The organism is Aeromonas bestiarum (assembly GCF_000819745.1).
GTDB lineage: Bacteria > Pseudomonadota > Gammaproteobacteria > Enterobacterales > Aeromonadaceae > Aeromonas > Aeromonas bestiarum.
In genome coordinates this window covers 276,343-301,917 of the sequence record NZ_CDDA01000006.1, presented here as the reverse complement: position 1 = coordinate 301,917, position 25,575 = coordinate 276,343, and the positions used below count along the sequence as shown (strand labels likewise).

General features: G+C 59.3%; 29 protein-coding genes and 3 tRNA genes. 6 read left to right on the top strand and 26 right to left on the bottom strand.

The genetic code is table 11. The features are described 5' to 3' along the window. Positions 1-35: 35 nt before the first annotated feature. From BN1118_RS03220 to ruvA, 17 genes are all read right to left on the bottom strand, one after another. A tRNA-Lys gene (locus tag BN1118_RS03220) sits at positions 36-111 on the bottom strand. A 59-nt stretch (positions 112-170) separates the two neighbouring features. Beyond that, positions 171-246 (bottom strand) — tRNA-Val (locus tag BN1118_RS03215). A 29-nt stretch (positions 247-275) separates the two neighbouring features. Then, positions 276-351, bottom strand: a tRNA-Lys gene (locus tag BN1118_RS03210). A gap of 174 nt (positions 352-525) precedes the next feature. After that, positions 526-1,326 carry a tol-pal system protein YbgF gene (gene ybgF, locus BN1118_RS03205; protein WP_043554542.1) on the bottom strand — a complete coding sequence of 267 codons (801 nt, stop codon included), beginning with the start codon at positions 1,324-1,326 and terminating at the stop codon, positions 526-528. 234 nt (positions 1,327-1,560) lie between these two features. Continuing rightward, the gene (gene pal, locus BN1118_RS03200) at positions 1,561-2,085 is read right to left on the bottom strand and encodes a peptidoglycan-associated lipoprotein Pal (protein WP_005304908.1); all 525 of its coding nucleotides are present in this window, start codon (positions 2,083-2,085) and stop codon (positions 1,561-1,563) included. A 49-nt stretch (positions 2,086-2,134) separates the two neighbouring features. Then, entirely contained in the window at positions 2,135-3,460 is a 1,326-nt protein-coding gene (tolB, locus tag BN1118_RS03195; protein ID WP_042865600.1) for a Tol-Pal system beta propeller repeat protein TolB, read from the bottom strand. An 82-nt stretch (positions 3,461-3,542) separates the two neighbouring features. Next, positions 3,543-4,709, bottom strand: coding sequence for a cell envelope integrity protein TolA (gene tolA / locus BN1118_RS03190; RefSeq protein ID WP_043554540.1), 1,167 nt, complete (start codon positions 4,707-4,709; stop codon positions 3,543-3,545). Between the two features lie 5 nt (positions 4,710-4,714). After that, on the bottom strand, positions 4,715-5,161 hold the full coding sequence (gene tolR, locus BN1118_RS03185; protein WP_042036135.1) for a protein TolR: 447 nt from the start codon (positions 5,159-5,161) through the stop codon (positions 4,715-4,717). Next, complete coding sequence (gene tolQ / locus BN1118_RS03180) at positions 5,161-5,850, bottom strand: protein TolQ (protein WP_043554539.1); 690 nt, start codon at positions 5,848-5,850, stop codon at positions 5,161-5,163. The genes tolR and tolQ overlap by 1 nt, the downstream gene beginning before the upstream one ends. After that, on the bottom strand, positions 5,840-6,247 hold the full coding sequence (gene ybgC, locus BN1118_RS03175) for a tol-pal system-associated acyl-CoA thioesterase (RefSeq protein ID WP_043554537.1): 408 nt from the start codon (positions 6,245-6,247) through the stop codon (positions 5,840-5,842). Before ybgC ends, tolQ begins: the two co-directional genes overlap by 11 nt. 105 nt (positions 6,248-6,352) lie before the next feature. After that, a complete protein-coding gene (locus BN1118_RS03170) occupies positions 6,353-6,664 on the bottom strand; it encodes a cyd operon YbgE family protein (RefSeq protein WP_043554536.1) in 312 nt (103 codons plus the stop codon). Continuing rightward, a complete protein-coding gene (gene cydX, locus BN1118_RS20955) occupies positions 6,651-6,767 on the bottom strand; it encodes a cytochrome bd-I oxidase subunit CydX (protein WP_043142346.1) in 117 nt (38 codons plus the stop codon). Before cydX ends, BN1118_RS03170 begins: the two co-directional genes overlap by 14 nt. Positions 6,768-6,781: 14 nt before the next feature. Beyond that, positions 6,782-7,918, bottom strand: a complete 1,137-nt coding sequence (gene cydB, locus BN1118_RS03160) for a cytochrome d ubiquinol oxidase subunit II (protein WP_042865604.1) — start codon at positions 7,916-7,918, stop codon at positions 6,782-6,784. Positions 7,919-7,930: 12 nt separating this feature from the next. Beyond that, on the bottom strand, positions 7,931-9,487 hold the full coding sequence (gene cydA, locus BN1118_RS03155) for a cytochrome ubiquinol oxidase subunit I (protein ID WP_043554535.1): 1,557 nt from the start codon (positions 9,485-9,487) through the stop codon (positions 7,931-7,933). Between the two features lie 349 nt (positions 9,488-9,836). After that, a complete protein-coding gene (locus BN1118_RS21535) occupies positions 9,837-9,983 on the bottom strand; it encodes a hypothetical protein (protein ID WP_156994804.1) in 147 nt (48 codons plus the stop codon). 440 nt (positions 9,984-10,423) lie between these two features. After that, positions 10,424-11,434 (bottom strand): Holliday junction branch migration DNA helicase RuvB, encoded by a 1,011-nt coding sequence (gene ruvB, locus BN1118_RS03150; RefSeq protein WP_042865606.1) that lies wholly within the window; start codon positions 11,432-11,434, stop codon positions 10,424-10,426. Positions 11,435-11,442: 8 nt separating this feature from the next. After that, entirely contained in the window at positions 11,443-12,057 is a 615-nt protein-coding gene (ruvA, locus tag BN1118_RS03145) for a Holliday junction branch migration protein RuvA (protein ID WP_043142349.1), read from the bottom strand. Between the two features lie 239 nt (positions 12,058-12,296). On the opposite strand from ruvA, the gene BN1118_RS03140 reads away from it, so the two are divergent. Together BN1118_RS03140 and BN1118_RS03135 are read left to right on the top strand one after the other, a co-directional pair. Beyond that, the gene (locus BN1118_RS03140) at positions 12,297-14,306 is read left to right on the top strand and encodes a methyl-accepting chemotaxis protein (RefSeq protein ID WP_043554533.1); all 2,010 of its coding nucleotides are present in this window, start codon (positions 12,297-12,299) and stop codon (positions 14,304-14,306) included. A gap of 136 nt (positions 14,307-14,442) precedes the next feature. Then, positions 14,443-16,167: a proline--tRNA ligase gene (locus BN1118_RS03135; RefSeq protein ID WP_043554531.1), complete on the top strand. Its 1,725-nt coding sequence runs from the start codon at positions 14,443-14,445 to the stop codon at positions 16,165-16,167. Between the two features lie 95 nt (positions 16,168-16,262). Here the strand turns inward: BN1118_RS03135 and BN1118_RS03130 are convergent, their stop codons facing one another. From BN1118_RS03130 to BN1118_RS03120, 3 genes are all read right to left on the bottom strand, one after another. Then, positions 16,263-16,943, bottom strand: a complete 681-nt coding sequence (locus tag BN1118_RS03130; RefSeq protein ID WP_043554530.1) for an SDR family oxidoreductase — start codon at positions 16,941-16,943, stop codon at positions 16,263-16,265. Between the two features lie 31 nt (positions 16,944-16,974). Beyond that, the gene (locus BN1118_RS03125) at positions 16,975-17,604 is read right to left on the bottom strand and encodes a TIGR04219 family outer membrane beta-barrel protein (protein WP_043554558.1); all 630 of its coding nucleotides are present in this window, start codon (positions 17,602-17,604) and stop codon (positions 16,975-16,977) included. Between the two features lie 92 nt (positions 17,605-17,696). Next, complete coding sequence (locus BN1118_RS03120) at positions 17,697-18,137, bottom strand: copper chaperone PCu(A)C (RefSeq protein ID WP_043554529.1); 441 nt, start codon at positions 18,135-18,137, stop codon at positions 17,697-17,699. Between the two features lie 89 nt (positions 18,138-18,226). Between BN1118_RS03120 and BN1118_RS03115 the strand changes: the two genes are divergently transcribed. Continuing rightward, complete coding sequence (locus BN1118_RS03115; RefSeq protein ID WP_043554528.1) at positions 18,227-18,976, top strand: enoyl-CoA hydratase-related protein; 750 nt, start codon at positions 18,227-18,229, stop codon at positions 18,974-18,976. Positions 18,977-18,979: 3 nt separating this feature from the next. Here the strand turns inward: BN1118_RS03115 and BN1118_RS03110 are convergent, their stop codons facing one another. After that, entirely contained in the window at positions 18,980-19,408 is a 429-nt protein-coding gene (locus BN1118_RS03110; protein WP_043554527.1) for a DUF2753 family protein, read from the bottom strand. Between the two features lie 301 nt (positions 19,409-19,709). Here BN1118_RS03110 and BN1118_RS03105 point away from each other — a divergent pair, with 301 nt between their 5' ends. After that, positions 19,710-20,372, top strand: coding sequence for a CatB-related O-acetyltransferase (locus BN1118_RS03105; protein ID WP_043554526.1), 663 nt, complete (start codon positions 19,710-19,712; stop codon positions 20,370-20,372). Positions 20,373-20,428: 56 nt separating this feature from the next. Here BN1118_RS03105 and BN1118_RS03100 read toward each other — a convergent pair whose 3' ends face one another. Continuing rightward, positions 20,429-21,136, bottom strand: coding sequence for a ParB-like protein (locus tag BN1118_RS03100; RefSeq protein WP_043554525.1), 708 nt, complete (start codon positions 21,134-21,136; stop codon positions 20,429-20,431). A gap of 181 nt (positions 21,137-21,317) precedes the next feature. Here BN1118_RS03100 and BN1118_RS03095 point away from each other — a divergent pair, with 181 nt between their 5' ends. Continuing rightward, positions 21,318-22,922, top strand: a complete 1,605-nt coding sequence (locus BN1118_RS03095; RefSeq protein WP_043554523.1) for a peptide ABC transporter substrate-binding protein — start codon at positions 21,318-21,320, stop codon at positions 22,920-22,922. Positions 22,923-23,036: 114 nt separating this feature from the next. Then, positions 23,037-23,336 carry a hypothetical protein gene (locus tag BN1118_RS03090; protein WP_043554522.1) on the top strand — a complete coding sequence of 100 codons (300 nt, stop codon included), beginning with the start codon at positions 23,037-23,039 and terminating at the stop codon, positions 23,334-23,336. 69 nt (positions 23,337-23,405) lie between these two features. Here BN1118_RS03090 and BN1118_RS03085 read toward each other — a convergent pair whose 3' ends face one another. The 4 genes from BN1118_RS03085 to proC are packed head-to-tail and all read right to left on the bottom strand — an operon-like array spanning position 23,406 to position 25,547. Then, on the bottom strand, positions 23,406-23,825 hold the full coding sequence (locus BN1118_RS03085; RefSeq protein ID WP_043142382.1) for a DUF4426 domain-containing protein: 420 nt from the start codon (positions 23,823-23,825) through the stop codon (positions 23,406-23,408). An 18-nt stretch (positions 23,826-23,843) separates the two neighbouring features. Continuing rightward, positions 23,844-24,143 (bottom strand): DUF167 family protein YggU, encoded by a 300-nt coding sequence (gene yggU, locus BN1118_RS03080; RefSeq protein WP_043554521.1) that lies wholly within the window; start codon positions 24,141-24,143, stop codon positions 23,844-23,846. Beyond that, entirely contained in the window at positions 24,143-24,694 is a 552-nt protein-coding gene (locus tag BN1118_RS03075) for a YggT family protein (protein WP_043142388.1), read from the bottom strand. Before BN1118_RS03075 ends, yggU begins: the two co-directional genes overlap by 1 nt. 28 nt (positions 24,695-24,722) lie before the next feature. Next, positions 24,723-25,547, bottom strand: a complete 825-nt coding sequence (gene proC, locus BN1118_RS03070; RefSeq protein WP_043554520.1) for a pyrroline-5-carboxylate reductase — start codon at positions 25,545-25,547, stop codon at positions 24,723-24,725. Between the last annotated feature and the right edge of the window lie 28 nt (positions 25,548-25,575).

The window sequence follows — 25,575 nt, the reverse complement described above, 5'->3', positions numbered from 1 at the left end:
TGAGCTAAACGACCTGGGAAATCTTGTGGCCAGATTGGTGGGTCGTGCTGGGTTCGAACCAGCGACCAATTGATTAAGAGTCAACTGCTCTACCAACTGAGCTAACGACCCCCACCTTCTGCCTGGCACTGTTCGCCTTCGGCAAACAGTTTCAACTCTACTCACAAAACTGGTGGTCGTTACTGGGATCGAACCAGTGACCCCCTCCTTGTAAGGGAGGTGCTCTCCCAGCTGAGCTAAACGACCTGGGATTCTGTCTCCACCTGGTGGAGAAATGGTGGGTCGTGCTGGATTCGAACCAGCGACCAATTGATTAAAAGTCAACTGCTCTACCGACTGAGCTAACGACCCTCACCACGACCAGGACCGGATGCAATACTGCACCGGCTCTGACGGCGGCCTATATTACGGATTTATCATCCTGGCGCAATAGAAAATTCTTAAATTCAATCTGATTGTTCACTGCGCATACAAAGCAGGGCCGTATTTACAAGACTGTTACGAAAACAGTGACATACGGCAATGCTACAACTTGCTCAGACTCTGCTTGGCCAACTGGGCCGGCGAGGTGTTGGGATAGCCCTTGATCACCTGCTCATAGAAGGTCTTGGCTTCCGCTTTCTTGCCATCGAGCTGTGCCAGCATACCCAGCTTCAGCAGGGCATCGGCCCGCTTGGGAGACTTGCTGAACTTGTTCGCCACGGTAGAGAACTGGGCTGCGGCACCGGTTCTGTCACCCTTGTTGAACAGCAGCTGGCCGAGCCAGTAGTGGGCATTCGGCACATAGCCCGAGCTTGGGTACTGCTTGATGAACCCTTCGAAGGCGGGAATGGCCTTGTCGTAGTTCTTGTCCTTGAGCACCATGTTCACGGCCGCATCATAGGCCTGATTCTCATCCAGATTGGCGGAGTAGTTGGCCGCAGCAGCCGGGGCTGCATTCGCACCGGCCGCCGGTGTGGCGGGGGCTGCGGCAGACTGGCTGTTGGCCACCTTGTCGAGCTCCTGGTAGAGCTGGCGCTGACGCTCTTGCGACTGCTCCATCTGGTAGGTTTGCTGTTCCAGCTGGCCGCGCAGTTCGGAGACCTCCCCTTGCAGGGAATCCACCTGTTGCTGCAACTCGGCCTGCAGGCGCAGACGGGCATTCAGGGTGCGCTCCAGCAAGGCGACCCTGTCTTCCAGGCTGCCTGTGGGCATGATGGCGCCATTGTTGCCGCTGAGGGCCACGCCACCACCGCCACTGAGATCGCTCACGGGCGCAGCCGCCTGAGCGCTCAGTGCAACTAACACTGCCATCACAAGAGTTGCTTGCTTGTACACAGATTTCATTCGGATCAAACCTTAGCGTTTAGTGCAAATAAAACGGCCATCGCAATAGTCGCTTACTTATACACAAATTTCATTCGGATCAAATCGGTAGCCTCGGTGTATATAAAACGGCCATCACAATAGTCGCTTGTTTATACACAAATTTCATTCAGATCAAACCGGTAGCTTCAGTGTAAATAAAACGGCCATCGAAATGGCCGCTTGCATATACACGAATTTCATTCGGATCAAACCTTAGTAAACCAGAACCGCACGGCGGTTTTTGGCAAAGGCATCCTCGGTATGAGACATATCCAGCGGCTTCTCTTCGCCATAGCTGACGATGGAAAGCTGCTCGGCCTGCACACCCAGGGTTTGCAGATACTTGGCTACAGCCTTGGCACGACGCTCGCCCAGCGCGATGTTGTATTCCGGAGTACCGCGCTCATCGGCGTGGCCTTCGATCAACACCTTGACGGACGGACGCTCACGCAGGTAGCTGGCGTGTGCATCCAGCAGATCAGCGTACTGACCCTGAATGTCATAACCATCAAACGGGAAGTAGATCACGTTGTCGCGTTGCAGTGCTTCGAACTTCTGACGCATCTGCTCTTCCGGGGACAACATGCCGTTTGCGCCACCAGTTTGTACACCGCCCATGCCGTCGGTCATGCCTGACTCGGCGCCAGCGGCATCGGAATCAGAAGAGGAGCTACAAGCGGCCAGGGTGAACAGTGGCAGTGCGATGGCCAAACCCTTGAGCAGTTTATTGAGTTGCATGCTATTTCCTTAAACCTTTATAACAAAACAAAAAACAATCGAATTTTTATCAATTCAAGAAGGGCGACCAAGCTGGTGCACGAATTTCACCGCTACTGGTCGGAAGCACAGCCTTGAAGCGACCATCGGTCGATACCAACGCCAGACTCTTGCGACCTTGATAGATGGTGGCATAAATGATCATGCTGCCATTGGGAGCCACACTTGGCGACTCATCCAGAGCACTCTGGGTAAGGACCAACAGGGCATTGTTTTCCATGTCCTGACGGGCAATACGGTATTGTCCCTGGACACGGGTCACCATCACCATGATTTTGCCATCAGGAGTAATGGATGCACCCTGGTTGGATTCACCTTCCCACGTCATCCGGTGAGTCATACCAGTCGCCAAATTTACGCTATAAATCTGGGGTTTGCCACCACGTTCAGAGGTGAACAACAAACTTTGCCCGTCCGGCATCCAGGAGGGTTCGGTGTCGATCACACGGCTGGTGGTGACCCTGGTCAGCTGCTTGCTTGCAACATCAATCACATAGAGGTTCGGTGAACCATCTTTGGAGAGCACGATAGCCAAGCGACGACCATCCGGAGACCACTCAGGCGCCCCGTTGATACCGCGGAAACTGGAGATCAGACTGCGCTGCTGGGTGTAGATGTCCTGCACATAGATTTCGGACTTCTGGTTCTCGAAGCTCACGTAGGCCAGCTTGCTGCCATCCGGCGACCAGGCCGGAGACATCAGCGGCTCGCGGGAGCGCAGCAGGGTCTTCTCGTTGTAACCGTCGTAATCGGCGATCCGCAGCTGGTACGGGAACTGGGTCCCCTGTTGCACTGAGACGTAGGCCAGACGGGTCAGGAAGGCACCACGCTCGCCAGTCAGACGCTCATAGACGATGTCGGAGATGCGGTGGGCAAACTGGCGCATCTGGGCACCCGGAATGGTCGCCATGCGGCTATCCAGGATGTAACCATTGCTCTCGCCGCCCTGGGTCTTGGCCAGCTGGCCCTTCAGCACGTCGACCAGCTCGAAGTTGATCTTGTAAGTGCCGTCGCCAACAGCCGAAATGGAACCCACCACCACGGCCTCAACCCCTTGGGACGCCCAGGGCGCGAAGTTGATCTCGCCACTGGAGCTCGGAGTCTGCGGCATCTGGCCACGGGCCAGCGGTTTGAACTTGCCACTGCGCATCAGATCGTTGGAGACCACTTCCGCGATGTCCTGCGGCAGTTGCCCGTTCCCTTCCCACTTGAAGGGGGCGACGGCGATGGGACGTGCGCTGTCAATACCGCCGGTGATGACGATGTCCAAGGCCGCCTGGGCACTCTGGCCCAGCAACAAACAGCCAACCAAAGCAAAAAATACTTTTCTGATCATGGCTTAAATACTCGGTTCCAATAAAAATGAGAGGTTAAATTCCTTTCTCAGCAAGACGCTGCCTGACCCCGTTTTATCATGCTTAGATGCTAGGTTCTAACTTGAGGTTGAACTCCTTCAACATCTCGAATGCCGCAGGATCCTTCGGCACTGGCAGTTGATTGGCCTTCAATACCGCCGCTTTGCCGGAACGGCATACCGCCGGGTCACCCTGGCCGTTATCTACCGATATGACAAAGCCTGTGCTGGCAAGACGTACGCCGATAGTACATGTTTTGCCCCGCATGGTGGGATCCAAAATCATGTAGCGCTCGACCGTGGCCTTGATCAAGGCGGCATATTTATCGACCTCGCCCTGCGCCTGCGCCGATGCGGCCTGACTGCGCGCATTGGCCTCAGCCGACAGCTGCTGCTGCATCATGTCTTCCATCTCTTTTTGCAGCTTGGCCTCCTCGGCCGCCTTGCGCTTGCGCTCCGCCGCTATCTTGGCTTTCTTGTCAGCCTCGGCCTTGGCCTTCTTCTCTGCGTCAGCTTTTGCCTTCTTGGCAGCCTCTTCCTTGGCCTCCTTGGCTTTCTTGTCCGCTTCAGCCTTGGCCTGTTTCTCGGCCTCTGCCTTGGCTTTCTTGTCCGCCTCGGCCTTGGCTTTCTTCTCAGCCTCCTGCTTGGCCTTCTTGTCGGCTTCCGCTTTCTTGGCCGCCTCCGCCTTGGCCTGCTTCTGTTCGGCCTCTTTCTTCTCTTCTTGTTCTTTTTTCTTCTTCAGCGCCAGCGCCTTGCTCTCGGCCTCTGCCGCCTTGCGCTCAGATTCCGCCTGCTTGGTTTTCTGCTCTTCCAGCTTGCGGGCTTGCTCGGCTTTCTGGGCCTTCTCTTCCGCCTGCTTCTGCTCGGCTACCTTCTTCTGCTTCTCGGCCTCTGCCTTGCGGGTTGCCTCTTCGGCTTCCTTGCGCTTGGTTTCGGCGATGCGCAGCCGCTCCTGCTGCTGGGCCAGCTCACGCTTGGCGATATCCGTGTCTTCCTTGTCCTTCTCTTTCTCTACCTTCTGAGGCTTGGGCTGAGATTTCTGCTGCTGGATCTGCTTGGCCTGCTCGTTGAGGAAGTTCTCGTCGAGCATGACGGCATTGACGATCTGCCCCTTCGACTCGGGCCGCTTCGGTTTGCTGAAGTCGACCCCGACCAGCAAAATGATGCCGATGATCAGGTGCAGCAGCAGCGACGCGATGAGATAACCGGAAATACCACGCTTCACGTCCATCTCCGTCAGTTCACCGGATCTGTCATCAGGCCAACCTGAGGCACGCCCGCATTCTTGAGGGCCACCATCAGCAGGATCACCTCTTCGTAGCGCACGGACTTGTCACCGGCCACCACCACGGGGGCGTTCTGGTTGATGGCCAGATAGCCCATGGCTTTCTCGGTGATGTATTGCTGCATCGCCTCGGGCGTGCCGCTCGGCACCGGCTCATCATCGGCCTCACCGGCCTTGATGACGTACTCGCCTTCGGTGTTGACGCTGACGATGAAGGGGGGTTTGGCATCTTCCGGCAACTGCTCGGATTCCGCCTGTGGCAGGTCAACCTTGACCCCTTGCGTGATCACGGGCGTCACCGCCATGAAGATGATAAGCAGCACCAGCATGACGTCGATATAGGGAACCACGTTGATCTCGCACACCTTCTTGCGCCGGATCCGCTGATAGGTTTGCATTACTGATCACCCTGCTGCTGTGCAATCTGACGGTTCAGTATGGTGGTGAACTCGTCCATGAAGTTGGCGTAGGCGTTCTCCAGCTTCTCTACCTTGTTGGTAAACCGGTTGTAGAAAATAACCGCGGGAATGGCCGCGAACAGGCCCATGGCGGTGGCGATCAGCGCCTCCGCGATACCCGGTGCCACCATCTGCAGGGTGGCCTGCTGCACCTGACCCAGGGCGATAAAGGCGTTCATGATGCCCCATACGGTACCAAACAGACCGATATAGGGGCTGATGGAGCCGACGGTCGCCAGCACTGGCAGGTTGGATTCCAGCTCGTCCACCGCGCGGGAAAGCGATACCCGCATGGCACGATAGGTACCATCCATCACCGCATCCTGGCCACGAGCGCCGGCCTTGAGCAGGCGGGCATACTCCTTGAAGCCGGAATAGAAGATGTCTTCCATGCCTTCGATGTCATCGCGGCGGGAAGAGGACTCCTGGTAGAGACGGTTCAGATCGACCCCGGACCAGAATCTGTCCTCAAACTGCTCCGATGCGATATTGGCCGCCTTGATGACCTTGGAGCGCTGTATGATCAGCGCCCAGGAGACGACCGACATACCCATCAGGGTCATCATGACCAGTTTTACCAACAGGCTGGCTTGCCAAAACAGGCCAATAAACGAAATTTCAGCGTGCACTTAACAGCACTCCCTTCACATTTTCAGGTATTGCAACAGGTTTCATATGCGGATGACTGACACAGGCTATCTGTACCATGGCCTGGGTGATCAGTCGTCCATCAGCCGCCAGTATCCGTTGTGAGAAGCGCATGGAGGCGCGTTTCACTTCAGTCACTTGCGTTAACACAGTCAAAAGCTCATTAAAACGGGCCGCCGAGCGGAAATCGATCTCTGTTCGACTCACCACAAACGCGTGTCCGTCACGCAGCAGGACATCCTGTTCGATGCCGCCAGCGCGCAGAAACTCGGTGCGAGCACGTTCCATAAACTTGAGATAATTGGCGTTGTAGACGATGCCCCCGGCGTCCGTGTCTTCGTAGTAGACACGCACCGGAAACTCAGAGACTTCCCCCATAACAATCTGTGATCCATTCGACAGTCAGATGGGGGGCTATCATAGCGCAGGGCTGAATAGGAAAGAAGCAGGGGGAGGCAGGGAAATCCTGCCTCCCCCCGTTTTTTATGAAAGGAAATAGCCTTGAGTCAACCAGAGCCCATATAACAAACTGGGCCAGGCGAGCCAGGGGCAAAACAGTACGCGACCGATGAGGCTGCGGGGATGGAATCCCAGCCCGTGCATCACGCCGCAACAGACCGCCCACATCAGCCAGGGCGCGAGCCAGAGGCCGTGCTCGCTGGTGTTGGCGGCTACCAGGTTGGGGGCCTGCAAAATAGCGACGGCCAACAGGGCCGCCGCTACCAGTATCAACCCCTGCCAGGGTTGGCGCTCCAGAGGAGCCGCCAACCGGGCGAGTCGATCACTTGTTTTCATCGATCTTGCGATCCATGTTCTCGGTGTGTTCCAGCCAGAGCGCATTGATGATGCCAAACGCACAAGCCAGCAGCAGACCCAGGATCCAGGTGAAATACCACATATCAGGGCACCTTCTTAGTAGAGCGATTGTTGGTTGTCTTCGATGTGCTTGTTGCTCACCCGGCCAAACATCTTGATGTAGGTCCAGATGGTGTAAGCCAGCACGGTCGGGACAAAGATGGCCGCGACCACTGTCATCACCTTGAGGGTGTTGAAGGAGGCGGTGGCATCCCACATGGTCAGACTCTGCGATGGCTCCAGGCTGGACGGCATGATGAAGGGGAACATGGAGAAGCCCGCCGTCAATATGATGCCCGCAATGGCCAGGGAGGAGCACAGGAATGCCAGCCAGCCCTTGCCAATCTTGGCAGCGGCAGCCGTCAGCACGCACATCGCCAGACCCAGCGCGGGAGCGATCATCATCCAGCTATAGAGGCTGTAGTTCTGCATCCAGGCACCGGCCTGCACCACGACTTCCTTGTGCAGGGGGTTGGTCACGGCATCGGTCGCGGCGCCGCTGACCACCACATAACCATCCATGCCACTGACCCAGACTCCGGCCAGCGCGAAGGTGACAAGCGTCAGCAGGGAGAAGATCATGGCAGCGGTACGGGAACGAGCCAGCACCTCACCCTCGGTCTTCATCATCAGCCAGGTAGCGCCCTGGGTAACAATCATGAACAGGCTAACCAGACCGGCCAGCAGACCGAACGGATTGAGCAGGCCGAAGAAGTTGCCGTGATAGGTCAGCATCAGGAACTGGTTGAAGCTGAACGGCACACCCTGCAGCAGGTTGCCAAAGGCGACCCCGAAGATGACGGGAGGAACGGCACTGCCGATGAACAGGGCCCAATCCCAGTTGGTACGCCATTTGGCGTCTTCACGCAGGGAACGGTACTTGAAACCGACCGGACGGAAGAAGAGCGCCATCAGGGTCAGGATCATGGCGATGTAGAAGCCGGAGAAGGCCGCCGCATACACTATGGGCCAGGCCGCGAACAGGGCTCCGCCCGCCGTGACCAGCCATACCTGGTTGCCTTCCCAGTGCGGGCCCATGGTGTTGAGCATCACCCGACGCTCCACATCCTTCTTGCCGACGAAGGGGAGCAGTGCGCCCACCCCCATATCGAAACCGTCGGTGATGGCGAAACCGATCAGCAAGACACCGACCAGCACCCACCAGACCAGACGCAACATTTCGTAATCAAACATGGGTTACTCTCCTTATGCCTTGCTCTGTTCGAAGTGGTACTTGCCCGTCTTCAGGCTGCTTGGGCCCAGACGCGCATACTTGAACATCAGGTACATCTCTATGATGAGCAGCACCGTGTAGAACAGGCAGATCCCGATCAGGGAGAACCAGATCTCGGACGCAGGCACGTTGGATGCAGAGACGGAGGTCGGCAGCACTTCGGCTATGGTCCAGGGCTGACGGCCATATTCCGCGACGAACCAGCCACACTCGATGGCGATCCAGGGCAGCGGGATACCCCACAGCAGCGCCTTGAGCAGCCATTTGCGCTCACCGATCTTGTGGCGAGTGCTGTCATAGAAGGCCAGGCCGATCAGCAGCAGCATCAGCATGCCGCAAGCAACCATGATGCGGAAGGCGAAGAACAGCGGTGCAACCTGCGGGATGGAGTCATCCACGGCGGCCTTGATCTGTTCATCGGTCGCGTCGGTCACGTTGTTGGTGTAGCGTTTGAGCAGCAGACCGTAGCCCAGATCCTGCTTCACTTCATCGAAGCGGGCACGGGTATCATCGGACTTGTCGCCGGATTGCAGCTTGGTCAGCAGGTCATAGGCGGTCATGCCGTTGCGCACGCGCAGCTCATGCTCGCTCTTCAGATCCTTGAGGCCGGTCACCTGGCCATCCAGGGAACGGGTGGCGATAATGCCGAGCGCATACGGGATCTTGATGGCGTAATCGGTACGCATCTCTTCCTGGTTCGGGATACCGAACAGGGTAAAGGATGCCGGAGCCGATTCTGTGTTCCACTCGGCCTCGATGGCCGCCAGTTTCACCTTCTGCACTTCACCCGTCTCGTAGCCGGACTCGTCACCGAGGATCAGCACGGAGAGGATGGAGGCCATACCGAAGGCCGCTGCGATGGCGAAAGAGCGACGGGCGAAGGCCACATCACGATTCTTCAGCAGGTAATAGGAGGAGATGCCCAGCACGAACATGGCGCCCGTGGTATAGCCGGCCGCGACCGTGTGGACGAACTTGACCTGGGCAACCGGGTTGAACACCAGTTCGGCGAAGCTCACCATCTCCATCCGCATGGACTCGAAGTTGAACTCGGCACCGACCGGGTTCTGCATCCAGCCGTTGGCCACCAGGATCCAGAGGGCGGAGAGGTTGGTCCCCAGCGCCATCAACCAGGTCGAAGCCAGATGTTGACGCTTGGTCAGGCGATCCCAACCAAAGAAGAACATGCCGACGAAGGTGGATTCCAGGAAGAAGGCCATCAAGCCTTCGATGGCCAGCGGGGCCCCGAAGATATCGCCTACATAGTGGGAGTAATAGGCCCAGTTGGTACCGAACTGAAACTCCATGGTCAGCCCTGTGGTAACCCCGAGGGCGAAGTTGATACCAAACAACTTGCCCCAGAACTTGGTCATGTCCCGGTAGACAGGGTTGTTGGTCATCACATAGACAGATTCCATGATCGCCAGAATGAAGGCCATTCCGAGCGTCAGGGGTACAAACAGGAAGTGATAAAGGGCCGTCGCAGCGAATTGGAACCGCGATAGGTCTACCACATGCTCAGCAATCATGATGTTTCCTCACCGATTATTGGCACGGCTATTTTAAGTTTTAAGGACAAAGCTTCCGTTGGAAGTCCCCGAATTATCGGTCACGCTCCAGTTTGCACTGGCGACCGGATTCGACTGCTACCAGCATTAACAACAAGGCAATACACAGGAACAAAAAAAGCTAATGTTTAACAATTACAAAACAATCAGACTTGCTTTATTCCCGCCCATAATGACCGATGTTTTATATCACCTTTATTTGATTGAAATCAATGTAAAACCATCATCAATACATGCCTTTCAAAGGCATTTTCACGTCGCGTTCCATTTAATTTGGAGAGCTGCGTCACAAAAAACACTAAATCGCAAATCATTGATTTAAATCAAATTTAATATCACCACCAATAAGTGACGCTTCTGTTAAAAAACAATGTTCAAGCGGATTTTCATAATGTTTCCCCGCCCTTGGCTGCCCGCCGGTAAATCCAATTAAAAACCAGTAAAAACGCATGTTCATGCTAATTCGACAATCCAGACAAATGATTAGTTAATCTAATCTGATATAGGTAATTTTTCTTGTTTGTCCGAGTCCGACAGAGCTCCTACAATGCGCCTCGCAGTGAGGGCATACCCTTGGATACAGGCCGGTCAATCTGGGTTCCCGGTACGTATTCGATGAACATTTCGAACCTGTCTATTGGAATTTAAGATGAAAAAGTTTGTTGCTAAAACCATCCGTTACTACAAGCTTTCGTTCGTTCAGCTCTATCAAATGAACCGACTCTGAGGCCTCGCGACGGCTCCTCTGTTTTTTTTCCGGTCTGTGTCCAGACGCACTCACTGTCTGTGAACATCCATCCTGAATTGTCTTTGCCCACCGCATCCGCCGTGGGCTTTTTTTTGCCCGGATAACAAAAAACCGCCCTTGATGGCGGTTTTTTGTTCAAACAGCTGTTTTCACCTTTCATCTGGCCGTTGCAAGCCAAAATGCGCATACGCTCTCGGTGTCGCCATCCGCCCTCTGGGTGTACGTTGCAGATAGCCCTGCTGGATCAGATAGGGCTCCAGCACATCCTCGATAGTGTCTTTCTCTTCACCTATGGCAGCCGCCAGGTTATCGAGACCCACAGGGCCCCCCAGAAACTTGTCTATCACAGCCAACAATAGCTTGCGGTCCATGAAGTCGAAACCTTCATTGTCCACGTCCAGCATGTCCATGGCTCGGGCCGCTATGGGTCCGTCTATCCGGCCATCAGACTTGACCTGGGCAAAGTCGCGCACGCGACGCAACAGACGGTTGGCAATCCGCGGAGTACCGCGGGAACGGCGGGCCAATTCCAGGGCGCCGTCACTGGTCATCTCCAGCCCCAGGCAACGGGCGCTGCGGGAGACGATGTCGGTCAGATCCTTGACGTTGTAGAACTCCAGCCGCTGCACTATGCCGAAACGATCCCGCAGCGGGCTGGTCAGAGAGCCGGCCCGGGTAGTGGCGCCTATCAGGGTAAAGGGAGGCAAGTCGAGCTTGATGGAGCGAGCGGCGGGGCCCTCCCCTATCATGATGTCGAGCTGGTAATCCTCCATCGCCGGATAGAGCACCTCCTCCACCACAGGGCTCAGCCGGTGGATCTCGTCGATAAACAGCACGTCATTGGGTTCGAGGTTGGTGAGCAGCGCCGCCAGATCGCCGGCCTTTTCCAGCACAGGGCCCGAGGTGGTCTTGATGTTGACCCCCATCTCGTTGGCCACTATGTTCGCGAGCGTGGTCTTGCCCAGACCCGGCGGGCCGAAGATCAGCAGGTGATCGAGTGCCTCGCCACGCTGGCGCGCCGCCTCGATGAAGATCTCCATCTGCTCGCAGACGGGATCCTGGCCTGTGTAATCGGCCAGCATCTTTGGCCGTATGGCCCGATCGATGATCTCATCCTCACGCACGCCTGTGGCGGAGATGAGACGGTCCGCTTCAATCATTGCCTACCTCACACCAGACTACGCAGGGATTCACGGATGATATCTTCCACCGACATCCCATCGATGGCTATCTTGCTGACGATCTGGCTGGCCTGCTGCGGCTTGTAGCCCAGAGCCACCAGCGCGCTGGCCGCCTCTTCGCTCGCATCGGGCGCCCGCAGCCGGCTCTCTTTGGCCGGCAGGCTGATCTCTGCCGGCGAGAAGAGATCGTGGCTGACCCAGCCCTTGAGCCTGTCCTTCATCTCCACCACCAGCCGCTCGGCGGTCTTCTTGCCCACGCCAGGCAATTTGACCAGGGAGCTTATCTCCTCGCGCTCGACACTCAGCACGAACTGGGTGGCCGTCATGCCGGAGAGGATGGCCAGCGCCAGCTTGGGGCCGACGCCGTTGGTCTTGATCAGCTCGCGAAACAGCGCCCGCTCCTGCTTGTGGTTGAATCCATACAGCAGCTGGGCATCCTCACGCACCACGAAGTGGATGTGAATGGTCGCTTCCTTGCCGATCTCGGGCAGATCATAGAAGCAGCTCATGGGCATCTGTACCTCATAGCCCACGCCCCCGACTTCCAGCAGCACTTCGGGGGGTTGTTTCTCAATGACTACGCCTCTCAAGCGACCAATCACGGCTCTCTCCTCGCCAAACCATCTATCTGTAAATTGGGTCATAGCATAAAGAATAACTGGATAAGTATCCAGCATAGGGCGGCGGAGTACGGCAGAGGATTCTCGGCATTCTGGCGCTTTCGGAGCCATGCTTGGATCGGATCTGAGCAGTAACTTTATTTTCCACCGGGAATGGCGAATGTTTGCCATTGAGAGAACACTGAATTGGGTTTGTTCGGAACCAAGGAAGGTCCTGCATCATGAAAATTGTCACTACATCGAATCTGGGACTGACGATCCTGCTCGGCTGCACGCTGGGCATGGGGGCCATCGGCTGGTATGGCAGCCAGCGGCTGGCCGATCTGCTCTCCTATGTATTGGGAGCCGCCTGGCAGACCGCCGATGGCGCCATGGAGGGATCCATAGAGCTGGGCAACCAGTCGCTCTATATCCAGAAAATGCTCAGAGGCATGCCCCTCGACGAGCCCGAGCTGCAACGGGCCAGCGCGGCCACCACAGATGCCCTGCGCCGGGTGGGTGAAGGCAGGCTCATCGACGAGACGGCGATCAGCACCATGAACCAGCGCCAGCAGGATTATCAGCAACAGCAGGACAAGCTGCTGGCGCTCTATCGCACCTATACCGGCGTCGATCAGGCACTGCGCGCCAGTTCGGAACGCATGTCCCGCCTCTCCACCCAGCTGGAAGTGGTCGGCGATGGCGCTGTCGAGAGCCTCACCCAGTCGCCGGATCAGGCCATCAGCTGGAATGGCGGTCTGGCCACCCGCTGGCAAGCGGCCGACGGCGGCATGGAAGCCAACATCGGCTTCCTGCGCCAACTCTATGCGCTGGAGAAGATGCAGAGCGAGGGCCCGACCCCCGCCATCCAGGCCGAGTTGAAGGAGGCGACCCGCTTCTATCAGGAGGCGGTCGACGGCATGCTGGCCACGGGGCTGTTCGATATCCCGGGTGAGGGGGAGTTCGCCGGCCAGTCGCTGGCGACACAATACCGGACCCTGCAGGCCGACGATCAGCGGCTGATAAGCCAGTGGATTGCAGCACTGAGCGATTACCAGAGCCAGCTGGCGCGATACGAGAGCAGTGCCGAACAACTCAAGCAGGTGCTGGTCGAAGTCGAGGCCAAGGGGGATGCCACTGTCGAGGATCAGGTAAACCAGCTCAATACCATCATCGGCCATACCAAAAACCTGATCCTGGGGGGTCTGGTACTGAGCCTGCTGATCGTCGCGCTCTGCGGTTTCTGGCTGGTTCGCACCATAGTCAGGCCCCTGCTGCAGGTGAATCAGCGCATGCAGGACATAGCCGCCGGTGAGGGCGATCTCAACGCGCGGATCAATCTCAAGCGGGACGACGAGATTGGCTCGCTGGCGGGCAGCGTGGATCGCTTCATCGAGAAGCTGCAGAAGATGATCAGCTCCACCATGGACAACAACCAGCACATCAGCGACCACGTCCACACCTCGGTCAACCGGGTCGAGGCCATCAGCCAGAGCAGCCGCCAGACCGCCGAGCATGCCCAGGCGCTGCACCATGACAGCGAGCAGATGGTGCAGGTCGCCACCTCCATCTCTGACAACTGCAGCCTGGCCGCGCAAAACGCCAACGAGGTGCGCCAGCTCACCGCTGAAAGCAGTCAGTACGTGACCTCCGCCAGCAATGGCATGCAGCGGGTCGTGGTGGAGGTGGGCGAGTGCGCCAACGCCATCAACGCCCTCAAGGAGCAGGCGAGCCAGATTGGCCAGATCATCTCCACCATCAGCAGCATCTCGGAGCAGACCAACCTGCTGGCGCTCAACGCCGCCATCGAGGCGGCCCGGGCCGGCGAGATGGGCCGGGGCTTTGCCGTGGTGGCCGACGAGGTGCGCACCCTGGCCAACCGTACCGCCTCCTCCAGCGCCGAAATAACCGAGGTGATCAACAACATTCAGCAGCAGACCGAGAAGGCCTATCTGATGATGCAGCGCAACCTGAAAACCGTGGAGTCGGGCATGCAGGATTCCGACAACACCAAGCAGATCCTGTTCAAGGTGGAAGAAGCCATCGACCATCTGGCCGACATGGTGCAACAGGTGGCGGATGCCACAGGCCAGCTCTCCCACACCCTGAGCCACACCTCGGACAAGGTCTCCGGCATCAGCCTGCAGGCCCAGACAGGTGAGCAGGAGGCGCAGGAGTGCCTGCAACTCGCCTCCTCCCTGCACCAGGCCAGCCTGCTGCAACAACGACTGCTGTCGCAATTTCGGGTCTGACACGGGCGGGGGCCCGGCCCCCGCTTTCTCCCGCTGCGCTAAATTTAGCCCTTGGGCCGCAGGGCCCTCCCTGTTAAAATTCCGCTCTTGAATTTATCCAGGGCCCCGCGGCCCGTCTTATCTAAGGTCACGAGCGATGCGTACCAGCCAATATCTGCTTTCCACTCTCAAGGAAACCCCGTCCGACGCCGAAGTCGTCAGCCATCAGCTGATGCTGCGCGCCGGCATGATCCGCAAACTGGCCTCCGGCATGTATGCCTGGCTGCCGTCCGGCCTGCGGGTACTGAAAAAGATCGAGAACATTGTTCGCGAAGAGATGAACAATGCTGGTGCCATCGAAGTCTCCATGCCGGTGGTGCAGCCCGCCGAGCTGTGGCAGGAGTCCGGCCGCTGGGATGACTACGGTCCCGAGCTGTGCCGCCTGACCGACCGTCACAACCGTCCCTTCGTGCTGGGCCCGACCCACGAAGAGGTGATCACCTCCCTGATCCGTTATGAAGTGAACAGCTACAAACAGCTGCCGCTGAACCTCTATCAGATCCAGACCAAGTTCCGCGACGAGGTCCGCCCCCGTTTCGGTGTGATGCGCGGTCGCGAGTTCCTGATGAAGGACGCCTACTCCTTCCACATCGACAAGGCCTCGCTGATCGAGACCTACGAGCGGATGCACGCCGCCTACTGTGCCGCCTTCACCCGCATGGGGCTGAACTTCCGTCCGGTGCAGGCCGATACCGGCTCCATCGGCGGTACCGGCTCCCACGAATTCCAGGTGCTGGCCGAGAGCGGTGAAGACTTGATCGCCTTCTCCGACACCTCCGACTACGCCGCCAACATAGAGATGGCCGAAGCGCTGGCACCGGCCGGCGAGCGCGCTGCCGCGACCAAGGCCCTGACCAAGGTCGCCACCCCGAATGTGCACACCATAGACGAAGTGGCCGCCTTCCTGAACGTGGCGCCGACCGCCATCGCCAAGACCCTGCTGGTACTGGCCGAAGCGGACGAGCACGGCAAGCAGGCCGTCATCGCCCTGGTGCTGCGTGGCGACCACGAGCTGAACGAGATCAAGGCCGAGAAGCTGGCTGGCGTGGCCAACCCGCTGACCTTCGCCAACGACGAGCAGATCAAGGCCGCCGCCGGTTGTGATGCAGGCTCCATAGGCCCGGTCGGCTTTGCCGGTCGCATCATCGCCGATCGCAGCGCCGCCCATCTGAGCGATTTTGTTTGCGGTGCCAACGAGACCGGCTTCCACCTGACAGGTGCCAACTGGGATCGCGATATCGCCTCCTATGAAGTGGCCGACCTGCGCAACGTGGTGGAAGGCGACCCGAGCCCCTGCGGCCAGGGCAAACTGCTGCTCAAGCGCGGTATCGAAGTGGGCCACATCTTCCAGCTGGGTACCAAGTACTCAGAAGCCATGAAGGCGAGCGTACTGAACGAGGGCGGCAAGTCCGTCACCATGGAGATGGGTTGCTACGGCATCGGGGTTTCCCGTCTGGTGGCCGCCGCCATCGAGCAGAACAACGACCAGTACGGCATCATCTGGCCGGACGCCATAGCCCCGTTCGAAGTGGCAATCGTGCCGATGAACATGCACAAATCCGAGCGCGTAGCCGAGCAGGCACAGCAGTTCTACGCCGAGCTGAAGGCCGCCGGTGTGGATGTGCTGTTCGACGACCGCAAAGAGCGCCCGGGCGTGATGTTCGCCGACATGGAGCTGCTGGGTGTGCCGCACGCCATCGTCATCGGCGATCGCGGTCTGGACAACGGCGTGGTGGAGTACAAGTGCCGCCGCTCCGGCGAGAAGCAGGAAGTGGCGATCGGCGAGATCGTTGCCATGCTCAAGGCCAAGCTGGGTCGTTAATTCCGCCCCCTTGCCAACATAAAAAAGCGCGCCTGATGGCGCGCTTTTTGTTTCTGCTGTACCTGACGAGAGGAAGCGGATGGCGGGGCTCTGCCTCAACCATTGCGACCGATAAAGAGGTCGGTCACGTGGCAGCTGCTTCTGGCCTCCAGCGCATCCAGCATGTAGGCCGACGCATCTTCCGGGGTCATGAAGCCACTCGGGTCCACGTGATCCGAGTTGTCCCAGAATTCGCTGCGGATCCCGCTCGGATAGAGGTTGACCAGCCGCAGCGGCGAGCTCTTGAGCTCGGCGCGCAAGGACTCCAGAAAGCCCCGCATGCCCCACTTGGAGGCGCAGTAGAGGGTCTCGTTGGCCTTGCCCACCTGCGCGGCGGAGGAGAGCACGTTGGCCAGCACGCCGCCTTTCTCGCCGATCAGCCGCACCGTCTGCTGGGCCACCAGAATGGTGGAGATGAGATTGCTCTCCACCACCCGGCGGATCTGCTCTGCGGTGTAGACACCGACCGGGCCGAATTCACCCACCCCGGCGCAATGCAGCACCAGCTCGGGCAAGCCGCCCCACTCCACCGCAGCGGCGAAGGTGACATCGACCTCTTCATGGTGCGCCAGATCGGCAGCGATGCCGATCACCGCGCTGCCGAGCAGTTGTTCCTGCTCCTGCAATCGCTGATAACGGCGCCCCATCATGGATACCCGATGGCCGCGTTCAACCAGACCTATGGTCAGGGCGCGACCCAGACCGGATCCCGCCCCCGTCACTATGATGTGGCCCATTACCGCTCCTCGTCGTCAGCTGACGGTCAGATTAGAAAGTGAATTCGCCGCCGATGAACCAGCCATCAACCCGCTGATCAACGCGGTCGAAGTCCATGCTCGCATCACGCCAGCCGGCACGCACCTTGAGGGGGACGGAAGCGAACTTGTAGGAGCCACCCAGACGGTAGTCATAGTTGTCGGCATCCTGTACGCGGGCATCGCCGAAGGCGGCAAAGCCGGTACCCGGGATGCGCACTTCGGCGCCGGTGTAAGCCATCAGCACATCCTTGTCATAGGAGTAGTGCTGGGTGTTGAAATCGCCATCATAACGACGACCGGTCAGACCCAGGTCGATCTGGAACAGGTCGTTGTTGAACAGGCGATAGTAGAGGCTCAGGTCGTAGGCCATCAGATCGTTGTTGAGAGAGCCGCCGCTGGTACCGAAATCGGACATCTCGAACTTGGCGTTGGGCAGCAGAATGATGCCGTGCTCCAGTTGCAGGTAGCCGCTCCAGTTGTAGTTCTCGTCATAGCTGCCGTTGGCCCCGACACCGTTGATCTGGCCGCTGCCCTGCGCGTTCCATACATCGGCACCGGCAGCGATACGCCAGTCATCAGCAGCCATGGCAGCCTGGCTGAACAGGGCCAGCACACAACCGGCAATCAAGGTCTTCTTCATCATGTCACTCTCTTATGGACTGGAAAGGCCATCATTTTACCCAGTGCGACGGGAATACACAGTGTAAAAAGCTGAACAAGCGTCCATTAATGTCAGTGCTGCATGCCTGCCATGGGTTCAATTGGCTTCACTGGCAGGCTCAATTCCAGCTTCTGACCGTCATCCATGGTCAGGGTCAGCGGGAAGGGCGTGCCCTGGGACAGCTCGCGCACCTCGAACAGCATGATGTGGAAGCTGCCGGGCTTGAGCGCCACTTCCCCCTTGGCCGGCACCTCAATGCTCTCGACCTGGCGCATCTTCATGACCCCGTTCTCGTGCAGATGGGTGTGCAGCTCGGCCCGGCCCACCTCGGGCGAGGCGGCGGCGACCAGCTTCACCGGCGTGTCTGCGTCATTTTTGAGCATCAGAAAGGCGGCTGTGTTGGGAGAGCCGGGGGGCAGCAGACGCACATAGCCATCGACGGCCTCGACCTTGGCCAGAGCAGGCGCCGCCAGACCCAGGGCTAGCAGGGAATAAAACGCACGTTTAAACATGGTTGAAATCCTTTTATGATGTTGTTAAACGCCGTGAAGATTACCGCAGCGGTAAGCTTTTGACAGCCTGTGATAACAAGGATTTAGACATGGACCCCATTATCGTTGCCGAGCAGCAGTATGGTTTGCTCACCCTGACCCTCAATCGCCCTGACAAGCGCAACGCCCTCAATACCGAGATGTATCTCGCCCTCACCGCAGCACTACGCCAAGCGACACAAGATGACGCCGTGCATGTGTTGCTGATACAGGGTCAAAGCGATTGCTTCACCGCCGGCAATGATCTGGCCGACTTTATGGGCAAGAACACGCTGGAGGCGGACGATCCCATTTTGCAGTTCCTGCACACCCTGGCGGATTTTCCCAAACCCGTCATAGCCGCGGTCGCTGGCCCCGCCGTCGGCATAGGCACCACACTGCTGCTGCACTGCGATCTTGTCTATCTGGCGGACAACGCCCGGCTGCAACTGCCGTTCGTCGAGCTGGGACTGGTGCCGGAGTTTGCCTCCAGTCTGCTCTTGCCCCGCGCCGTGGGCCATCTGAAGGCGGCGGAGCTGTTGCTGCTGGCCGAGGCCATCGATGCCGGTGAGGCGCTGCGCCTGGGCCTCGCCAACCGGGTGGTGGCCGCCGATGCGCTGCTGGCACTGGCCCGTGAGCAGGGTTTGAAACTGGCGGCCAAACCGCCAAAGGCGCTACAGAAGAGCAAGGCCCTGCTCAAACAGGAGCTCAAACAGGCGGTGCACTTCGTCATCGATCTGGAGGCGCGCGCCTTCTCCCTCGCCCTGCAGGGAGAGGAGGCGCAGCAGCGGATCGCGCAAAAGCTCAAGCCCAGAGGCTGATCCTCAGTTGAGGCGAAAACGGCCGATCAGCTCGCAGCCCTGCACCTTGTCCTGCAGCTGGATCAATTTGGCGATCTCGGGATTGGGGTGACGCTTGAGGAAGGAGATAAGCGCCGCCCGGCAGCAACCCAGCTCGCTTACAAGGGACTCGCAATCCCGGTTCGGGCACTGGGGCACCAGCGCAGTCACCAGCTCGGAGGCGAGCTTGAGGTAGCGCAGCTCATAAGCGGGCTCCTCCATGGCGCGCCAGAAGTCGGCAAGCCGATGGCAGGTAGCCACCCGCATGCTGGCCAGTTCGTCCAGATCTTCATCAGCCAGTTCGTACACTTCGGCAAGGGCCTGCTGATAGAGGCAGATGGCGGTGCCGAGCGCCCCGGCCCCCAATGCGTTTTCGGCCTCCAGCATGTAGCGCTGCCAGACATGATTCGTCATGACGATCTCCCGAGTCTATGGGTGGGATACTTATCATGCCCAGTCGAGAATGAATATCAACCCGATGTTTTGTGCAGGTTTTAACCAGAAAAACCTCACCGGGTTGGCATAGCCCTTCTCATGCCTTACCATCCAGGTCCATCATCTGGCCTCCACCGTCAGGACACTGTCTGCATGTTGCGACCCCGTTTACCCCAGGATCTGGGCTGCTCGACCCTGTGCGTGCCCCGCCTGCTGGTCTGGATCTATTAGCTGCGCTCCTCGCGCCATTCATTCTGTCCATTCAAAGAGGAACACAGCCATGACACCCTGCCAACACTGGTCGCAGGTCGAATACCTGAATCTGACGGTGACCAATCCCAACATCTGCCTCAAGGGGCGGCACAGCTACTACTCGGGGGCCTGGGACGGCCTGTTCGAGGAGGAGGCCGTGCGCTACCTCTATGGCGACAGCGTTAGCCGCAGCCCGGAGACCGGCTGGGAGCCGCTCTGGCACATAGACAGGCTCCACATAGGTGACTATGTGCAAATCGCCGCCGGCGTGAAGATCATCATGGGGGGCAACCACACCCACAACCCGGCCTTCATCAGCACCTATCCATTTGCCGATCTGGCTGCCCTCAAGCGCAGCTATCGCCCCGCCGGCGATACCCGTATCGGCAACGATGTCTGGATAGGAATGGACGCCATGATAATGCCGGGCGTCACTATCGGGGATGGCGCCATTATCGCCGCCCGCAGCCTGGTGACGCGGGACGTGCCGGCCTACTGCATGGTGGCAGGCACGCCAGCCAGGGTGATCCGCCAGCGCTTTGGCTCGGACGAGATTGCCCGGCTACAGGCGCTCGCCTGGTGGGACTGGCCCGATGAACAGGTACAAGCCCTGCTGCCGCTGATCCAGCAAGGCGAGGTGGCCTTGTTGGAACAAGCCGCCGCCCGCTGGCAACCGGCCGAGCAGGCGTGACGACACCGGAGCGGGGGCGCCTGGCACCCCGCTCCGGTAACTGGTTTGGCGCTTGCTCAGCTGCCACTGCGCGACTGATTGACCCGGCACTGCTTGCCGGGATAACCGGGCAGCTCCCCCGCCTTGCTGCTGCACGCCAGCCGCTTGGCCTGATAGAGACGATCCGCCAGATTGGCGCCATCGACCGGCAACCAGTCCATCTGCTGGCCAAGCCAGCTGGCCCAGGCGAACTCGACGAAATAGACCTGATCCCGCTTGTCGACATAGCCCGCATCCTGCAGCAAGCCCGCCACGGTCCGGTAGGGGTAATCCGGCAGCTCGCCGATATGGGCGGGCAACTGCTCAGGGGTCAGCGGCAGCCCCTTCTCGTCCTTGAGCCAGGCCCAGTGATTGCCCTGCATCTGGCTCCAGAAGCTGGACTTGTCCTGCAGGCGGCCGATCACCTTGACCCTGGCCTGCTTCACCCCCGCCTGCCACAACGCCTTGGTGAGGTGATGCCTGTCCACCAGCCAGTAGCCGCCATCGGGGGCAATGACGATGGGGATCTCTTTCTTTTTCATCAACTTGTCGAGTTGCTTCGCACTTTTTCCTGCAAGCTCCGCCTGGGTATTGTCGACCTGGATCTGGCCGACCCCACCCTGGGTCGGGTGCAGCTGATCTATGTTCACCTCGCACCAGCTGCCGACCGGACTCCCACGCTCACAAGGCGCCAGCGCCCAGGCGCCCTGACTGATGGCCAAGGCCAACAGGATCCATGCTCTCATCGTTCACTCCTCTTCCCCTGATCGCAGATCAGCGGGTCAAATAAGGTTCCATACCGTCCCTGAAATCACGGGACTCATACTGGCGGTCTGACCAGCAAACGGGATATCATGATTTCCCGTCTGCCGGCGATCATTTCTCGCCGAGTTTTCTCCCCGCTTCACACTATTTGAAGGATCAACCATGAAAGGATGGAGTCCCTTGCTGGCCCTGCTGGGTTGTGCCTGTGTCCAGGCCGCCGATGTTCCGCCCGGCACTCAACTCGCTGCCGAACAGGCCGTCGTACGTCATCTGAAAGATGAACCGGCGAGCCTGAGCCCGCTCAAACTGGTCGGCCTGCCCGAACTGCAGGTATTGCGGGATCTCTACGAGGGGCTGCTGACCCAGGGGCCGGACGGCAAGGTGCTGCCTGGCGTCGCCGCCAGCTGGGACAACAAGGACAATCAGCAGTTTACCTTCCATCTGCGACCGGATGCGCGCTGGTCCAACGGTGACAAGGTCAAGGCCGCCGACTTCGTCTACGGCTGGCGCAAACTGGTTGATCCGAAAGAGGCCGCGACCTTCGCCTGGTTTGCCCAGCTGGCCCGCTTCGACAAGGTGGACGAGATAGTGGCCGGCAAGCTGGCCCCCAGCGAGCTTGGGGTCAAGGCGCTCGACGAGCACACGCTGCAGGTAACCCTCTCCCAGCCTGTGCCCTATTTCCTGAGCCTGCTGACCCACCCCAGCCTGTCACCGCTGCATCAGGCCAGCATGGAGCAATATGGCAACCAGTGGACCCAGCCCGGCAAGCTGGTCGGCAACGGCGCCTTCGTATTGAGCCACCGGGTGGTGAACGAGAAGCTGGAGCTGACTCCCAACCCCTATTACTGGGATCGCGCCCATACGGTGCTGACCAAGGTCACCTTCGTGCCCATCAACCAGGAAACCGCCGCCACCAACCGCTACCTGGCAGGGGATCTGCACATCACAGAGTCTTTCCCCAAGGAGCAGTATCACAAGCTGATGCAGCAGATCCCGGGTGAGGTCCATACCCCGGATCAACTCGGCACCTATTACTACGCCTTCAACACCCAACAGCCACCGCTGAACGATGTGCGGGTGCGCAAGGCGCTCTCCTACACCATCGACCGCGGCCTCATCGCCGCCAAGGTGCTGGGTACGGGCGAGAAACCCGCCTATCACTTCACCCCGGACGTGGTGGCCGGTTTCGAGCCCAAGGCCAACCTGCTCTCCAGCAGCAGCCAGCAGGCGCTGGATGAGAAGGCCAAGGCGCTGCTCAAGGAGGCCGGTTACGGCCCGGGCAAGCCACTCAAGCTGACCCTGCTCTACAACACGGCGGAAATTCACAAGAAGATGGCGCTGGCCATCGCCAACCTCTGGAAGCAGAAACTGGGCGCCCAGGTCGAGCTCACCAATCAGGAGTGGAAAACCTATCTCGACAGCCGCCAGAGCGGCCAGTTCGAGGTGATCCGCTCCTCCTGGGTGGCCGATTACAACGACCCCTCCGCCTTCCTCGGTCTGTGGGGCTCCCACCACAGCGGCAACATGGCCCGCTTCGCCAACGCCGGCTACGATGCCCTGCTGACCAAGGCGGCCAGCAGCCAGGATCCCCGCGAGCGGGCCCGGCTGTTCGATCAGGCCGAAACCATATTGCAGGATGAGGCGCCGATCGCTCCCATTTATCAATACACCAACGCCCGGCTGATCAAGCCCTGGCTCAAGGGCTACCCCATCAACAACCCGGAAGACGTGGCCTACAGCCGCCAGCTCTACCTCATCAAGCACTGATCCTGCCTGGGGCCGGCCATGCCGGCCCCCACTATTCCCCCTGTTCATGCTCATGCTTTCGGCCTAAAATGCCGCCTTTTCACCCTGTCCCCACCCTATCGTCGTCGGTTTGTTATGCGCTATGTATTGATGATCGCCCTGTTGATGACACTGCCCGCCCAGGCGGCCAACGAGGCGCAGTGCCGTCAGGCATTCACGGACTGGATGCTGGCCCAGCAAAAACAGTTCAGCGATCGCAAGGCGAGCAAGATGGAACGGCGCAGCGCCGAGCGGGCCATCGATCAGGTGCGCGACGAGTTTGCCAGGCAGGAGAGCTTCTGCCAGACCATGGAGTGGGTGGAGCGCAACCAGGATCAGGATCCTCGCTTCACCCCGCGTTCGGGCGAGATCCACGACTTCGCCCCGGCCAGCTGACGCCACCCCATGAAAAAAGCCCCGAACCTGAGTTCGGGGCTTCTTCATTCGGCAAGCAGGGCAACAGCCTCAGTCGACGTAGAAGGTCTGCTGGAAGGTCAGCGTCTGTTGCTGCCCCTCTCCCATGATCTTCAGGGTGAACTGGTAGGTATCCTCGTTGCGATAGGGCAGCACCGCCAGATAGTAGATGGCGTCCCCCTCCCTGACCTCCTGGAAGGTCAGGGTACGCAGGGTACCGGTGAGGTTCTTGGCCTCGCCCGTGATACCCACCGCCTGCGCCACGCCCTGCTTGTTCTGTACGGCGATATTGATGATGCCGTTGTAGCGACTGCGCTCCAGGCCGTAGGCCTTGGCCACGTCCGGGGTGAGGAAGCTGGAGTTGAAGGCGCTGTAGTGCACCTGCCAGGGGCCCAGCTCCTTCATCTGTTCCGCCCGCAGCGGCAAGGTCATCAGCAGTGCCAGCAGGCAGCTTATCCAGGCTGTTTTCATGGTGTCATCCTTCTCGTGTTAACCCTGAGTCTCCAGCAGGGCACTGATCTCGGCAGGGATCTGCCTGGGCGCCTCGATGGCAACCGTCTTGTGCCGCCCCAGCTCCCCGCGCACTATGCGAACCTGCCCCTTGGCCACCTTGAACTGCTTGGCCAGATACTTGATCAAGTGGCTGTTGGCCTGGCCATCCACCGGCGGCGCCGTGATGGCCACTTTCACTTCCTCACCGTGCAGTCCGACGATCTGATCCCGGCTCGCCTTGGGCTGGATCATCAGGTGCAATATCAGCTCATCCCCTTCCCGCAGGACGGCTGGCATCAAATCATCCACCACAGCTGGCCGAACAGATCACCCAACAGATAGTTTATGGCCTGCAGCCCGATAAAGGCGACCAGCACGGAGAGATCCAGCCCGCCCAGCGCCGGCAAGATGCGACGAATGGGGGCAAGGAATGGCTCGGTCAGCTGGTGCATCACGTATTCGATGGGATTACGACCCTGGCTGACCCAGCTCAGGATGGCGCGAACCAGCAGCACCCAGAAGATCATGGAGCCCGCTTTCTTCAGCACGGTCAGGGCGGCAAACAGGCTGAGGGTGAGCCAGTCGGCCAGCAGCACGTTCATGCTCTTGAGCAGCGCCAGCTTGGCGAAGGCGATGATCAGCGCCAGCAGCACCGAGGCCATGTCCAGCCCGCCGAAGCCCGGAATGACCCGACGCAGCGGTATCACCAGCGGATTGGTCACCTTGACCACCATCTGGCTCATGGGGTTGTAGAAGTCGGCGCGGGCCCACTGCAGCCAGACACGCAGCAGCACCACCATGAGGTAGATATCAAAAATCGTGTTAATCAGAAAATAAGCTGTGTTCATCTGAGCTCCAGCGGTAAGAGAAGAGTGTTCAGAAAAGAGTTTCCATCTCGGCGGCCCGTGCGACGGCCGCCTGCATGGCGTGAGCGGTCAGCGGCATCAGCCCCTGCGCCTGGAATGTCTTGATGGCCTCGGCGGTCGTGCCTCCCTTGCTGGTCACCTGCTCGCGCAGGGTCTGCAGCGACAAATCGGGATTCTGCTCCACCATGGCAGCGGCGCCAAGGGCGGTCTGCTGCACCAGCAGGCGCGCCTGCTCGGCCGAGAAGCCCATGGCCTGCGCCTCCTCGGCTATCGCCTGCATGAACAGGAAGAAGTAAGCCGGGGCACTGCCCGCCGCGGCGATGACGCCGTTGATGCCAGACTCCTGCGCCACCCAGAGGGTTTTGCCCACGGCCTGCATCATCTGCTCGGCGAAGTCGCGATCGGCCTGCTCGACCCCGGGGGGGGCATAGAGGCCTGTCATGCCCAATCCCAGCAAGGAGGGGGTGTTGGGCATGGTGCGGATGATGCGAGCGTGATCGCCCGCCATCTCGCCAAGGCGTGCCACCTTGATGCCGGCGGCGATGGAGATGAGCAGCTTGCCCGCCAGCGACCCCAGCTCATCGACCAGTGCGCTCAGCATGCCGGCCATCAACTGGGGCTTGACCGCCAGCACTATGACGTCAGCCTCGCGGGCCGCCTCGGCATTATGCTGGGTGATGCGGATGCCGTAGTCGCTCGCCAGCGCGTCCAGTTTGGGACGGCTGGGATTGGCGGCTATGATACGCTCGGCCGGATAACCCGCCTGGATCAGGCCGGCAATGATACTGCGGCTCATGTTGCCTGCGCCGATAAAGGCGAGGATTCTTTGCTGCATCAAACACTCCTGTTGCTGAAATAGCTGC

Excerpts from the sequence above, each read along its gene's own strand:
- pal (WP_005304908.1), bottom strand. The coding sequence starts at position 2,085 with ATGCAACTCAATAAACTGCTCAAGGGTTTGGCCATCGCACTGCCACTG.
- BN1118_RS03105 (WP_043554526.1), top strand. The coding sequence starts at position 19,710 with ATGACACCCTGCCAACACTGGTCGCAGGTCGAATACCTGAATCTGACG.
- ybgF (WP_043554542.1), bottom strand. The coding sequence starts at position 1,326 with ATGAAATCTGTGTACAAGCAAGCAACTCTTGTGATGGCAGTGTTAGTT.
- ruvB (WP_042865606.1), bottom strand. The coding sequence starts at position 11,434 with ATGATTGAAGCGGACCGTCTCATCTCCGCCACAGGCGTGCGTGAGGAT.
- cydA (WP_043554535.1), bottom strand. The coding sequence starts at position 9,487 with ATGATTGCTGAGCATGTGGTAGACCTATCGCGGTTCCAATTCGCTGCG.
- tolR (WP_042036135.1), bottom strand. The coding sequence starts at position 5,161 with ATGCAAACCTATCAGCGGATCCGGCGCAAGAAGGTGTGCGAGATCAAC.
- BN1118_RS03110 (WP_043554527.1), bottom strand. The coding sequence starts at position 19,408 with ATGACGAATCATGTCTGGCAGCGCTACATGCTGGAGGCCGAAAACGCA.
- proC (WP_043554520.1), bottom strand. The coding sequence starts at position 25,547 with ATGCAGCAAAGAATCCTCGCCTTTATCGGCGCAGGCAACATGAGCCGC.
- BN1118_RS03115 (WP_043554528.1), top strand. The coding sequence starts at position 18,227 with ATGGACCCCATTATCGTTGCCGAGCAGCAGTATGGTTTGCTCACCCTG.
- cydX (WP_043142346.1), bottom strand. The coding sequence starts at position 6,767 with ATGTGGTATTTCACCTGGATCCTGGGTCTGCTGCTGGCTTGTGCGTTT.
- BN1118_RS03140 (WP_043554533.1), top strand. The coding sequence starts at position 12,297 with ATGAAAATTGTCACTACATCGAATCTGGGACTGACGATCCTGCTCGGC.
- BN1118_RS03135 (WP_043554531.1), top strand. The coding sequence starts at position 14,443 with ATGCGTACCAGCCAATATCTGCTTTCCACTCTCAAGGAAACCCCGTCC.
- yggU (WP_043554521.1), bottom strand. The coding sequence starts at position 24,143 with ATGCCAGCCGTCCTGCGGGAAGGGGATGAGCTGATATTGCACCTGATG.
- BN1118_RS03085 (WP_043142382.1), bottom strand. The coding sequence starts at position 23,825 with ATGAAAACAGCCTGGATAAGCTGCCTGCTGGCACTGCTGATGACCTTG.
- BN1118_RS03075 (WP_043142388.1), bottom strand. The coding sequence starts at position 24,694 with ATGAACACAGCTTATTTTCTGATTAACACGATTTTTGATATCTACCTC.
- tolA (WP_043554540.1), bottom strand. The coding sequence starts at position 4,709 with ATGGACGTGAAGCGTGGTATTTCCGGTTATCTCATCGCGTCGCTGCTG.
- BN1118_RS03095 (WP_043554523.1), top strand. The coding sequence starts at position 21,318 with ATGAAAGGATGGAGTCCCTTGCTGGCCCTGCTGGGTTGTGCCTGTGTC.
- BN1118_RS21535 (WP_156994804.1), bottom strand. The coding sequence starts at position 9,983 with ATGAACATGCGTTTTTACTGGTTTTTAATTGGATTTACCGGCGGGCAG.
- BN1118_RS03170 (WP_043554536.1), bottom strand. The coding sequence starts at position 6,664 with ATGAAAACAAGTGATCGACTCGCCCGGTTGGCGGCTCCTCTGGAGCGC.
- ybgC (WP_043554537.1), bottom strand. The coding sequence starts at position 6,247 with ATGGGGGAAGTCTCTGAGTTTCCGGTGCGTGTCTACTACGAAGACACG.
- BN1118_RS03090 (WP_043554522.1), top strand. The coding sequence starts at position 23,037 with ATGCGCTATGTATTGATGATCGCCCTGTTGATGACACTGCCCGCCCAG.
- BN1118_RS03125 (WP_043554558.1), bottom strand. The coding sequence starts at position 17,604 with ATGAAGAAGACCTTGATTGCCGGTTGTGTGCTGGCCCTGTTCAGCCAG.
- BN1118_RS03100 (WP_043554525.1), bottom strand. The coding sequence starts at position 21,136 with ATGAGAGCATGGATCCTGTTGGCCTTGGCCATCAGTCAGGGCGCCTGG.
- cydB (WP_042865604.1), bottom strand. The coding sequence starts at position 7,918 with ATGTTTGATTACGAAATGTTGCGTCTGGTCTGGTGGGTGCTGGTCGGT.
- tolB (WP_042865600.1), bottom strand. The coding sequence starts at position 3,460 with ATGATCAGAAAAGTATTTTTTGCTTTGGTTGGCTGTTTGTTGCTGGGC.
- BN1118_RS03120 (WP_043554529.1), bottom strand. The coding sequence starts at position 18,137 with ATGTTTAAACGTGCGTTTTATTCCCTGCTAGCCCTGGGTCTGGCGGCG.
- BN1118_RS03130 (WP_043554530.1), bottom strand. The coding sequence starts at position 16,943 with ATGGGCCACATCATAGTGACGGGGGCGGGATCCGGTCTGGGTCGCGCC.